The sequence below is a fragment of the Streptomyces sp. KLMMK genome (genome assembly GCF_036961605.1).
Classification (GTDB): domain Bacteria; phylum Actinomycetota; class Actinomycetes; order Streptomycetales; family Streptomycetaceae; genus Streptomyces; species Streptomyces telluris.
This window is the reverse complement of the sequence record NZ_JBAMDC010000719.1, coordinates 1-1,511: the sequence shown is the minus strand read 5'-3', so window position 1 is coordinate 1,511 and position 1,511 is coordinate 1. Positions and strand designations below refer to the sequence as shown.

Here is a 1,511-nt window from a genome sequence, read left to right as displayed (position 1 = left end):
AGTCGGCGAGCTCGATGAGTTCGAGTCTGGTGCGCCGGTGAATTTGCCATTCGCGGACCTGCTGGCCCATGGCTTTGAAGGCCTCCGGACTGACCGCGGGCAGGAACGACGTGAATGCCTTGCCGTCCGGATACCGCGCCTTCCGAGGGGCGAACGTATACCCAAGGAACTTGAACGACGTGTGCTCGGCAGAGCCTCGCCGTCTGGTGTCCTTGCAGTAGACGAGCTTGGTCTTGTCGGGATGCAGCCGCAGCCCGACTTCCTCCATCCTCGCTTCAAGCGCCGCCCACACCTGTCGGGCCTGGCGCTCGGTCACGCAGTGCACCACCGCATCATCCGCATAACGTTCGAAGTCCACCGACGGGAATTCCCGCTCTAGGAACAAGTCGAACGCGTAGTGCATGAAGAGGTTGGCGAGCACGGGCGAAACCGCAGACCCCCTGAGGAGTCCCCCGGTCCCGCTCTTGAAGGGTTCCGTCGGGCAGCTGAAGCGGCGCAACAAGCCACCGCTTCACATACAGCACTACCCAACGCTGGTCGGTGTTCGCCTTCACGGCCTTGACCATGAGAGCGTGATCCACGGAGTCGAAGAACTTCTGGACATCGAGGTCCAGGACCCAGTCCTTCTTCCAGCACCGCTGTCGGCACCGCTCGACCGCCTGCAACGCCGATCGCCTGGGCCGGTATCCGTGGAATCGTCATGGCAGATCGACTCCGTCCTGGGCTCCAGCGTCAGGGCGACCACCGTCTGGGCGATCCGGTCGGCCACAGTGGGCACCCCGAGGATTCTCGTTCCTCCGGGCTTTGGGATCTCGACCGCCTTCACCGGAGGAGGAAAGTACGTCCCTGAGGACATTCGGTTCCATATCTTGTATAGGTTTCCCCGAAGATCCTTCTCGAAGTCCTCGATCGAGCACCCGTCCACCCCGGCCGCACCTTTATTGGCCTTGACTCTCTCGTATGCCTCCCACACCAGCCGCTTCGAATGGCGAACGGCTTGTCCGTCGGACCTGACATGCTCACCCGCTTCCTCCCGGGGAACTCCCGGTTGTTCGCGCGAACAGATCACCAATGAGCCTGCCCCTTCACTCCACCCCGATTACCAGGACTTCATCACTACTACGAACCGGTCCGCCAGCGCGTGCCGCATCGGTACCCCACGCCTCACGGTTTCCGCCGCCCGGCGCGCTCCCTCTCGCCAACCCGCCTCTCTGAAACAGAGTTGGCCGAATCAGCACTCGCCTTCCCACGTTCCACGCAGAAGCCGCAGACCGGACTCGCGCCGCCTCAATGCCGGACACACCGCCTGGCCAATAGGCGGGACCCCGCCAGGCTCATCCCGGCGCCCCTTAACTGCCCCGGCTTTGATGTCAGCTACTTGTTTCGACACTTCGTCAGCGGTTCGCTTTCGCTCGCCTTCCCGGTCCCCACCTGACGCCTCTTGGACACCTTTCCTCAACGCTCACCACGACGGTCTTCAACCAACGCAGCTTGAGGTGGTTTGCCCCCCC

The 1,511-nt window shown here is 62.9% G+C and carries 2 protein-coding genes; both read right to left on the bottom strand.

Annotation, left to right across the window (positions count from 1 at the left end; genetic code table 11):
* On the bottom strand, window positions 1-421 hold a 421-nt coding region (locus tag V7793_RS37440), incomplete at its 3' end, for a reverse transcriptase domain-containing protein (RefSeq protein WP_336014178.1).
* Entirely contained in the window at window positions 333-665 is a 333-nt protein-coding gene (locus tag V7793_RS37435; RefSeq protein ID WP_336014176.1) for a hypothetical protein, read from the bottom strand. The genes V7793_RS37440 and V7793_RS37435, both read right to left, overlap by 89 nt.
* Window positions 666-1,511 lie beyond the last annotated feature (846 nt).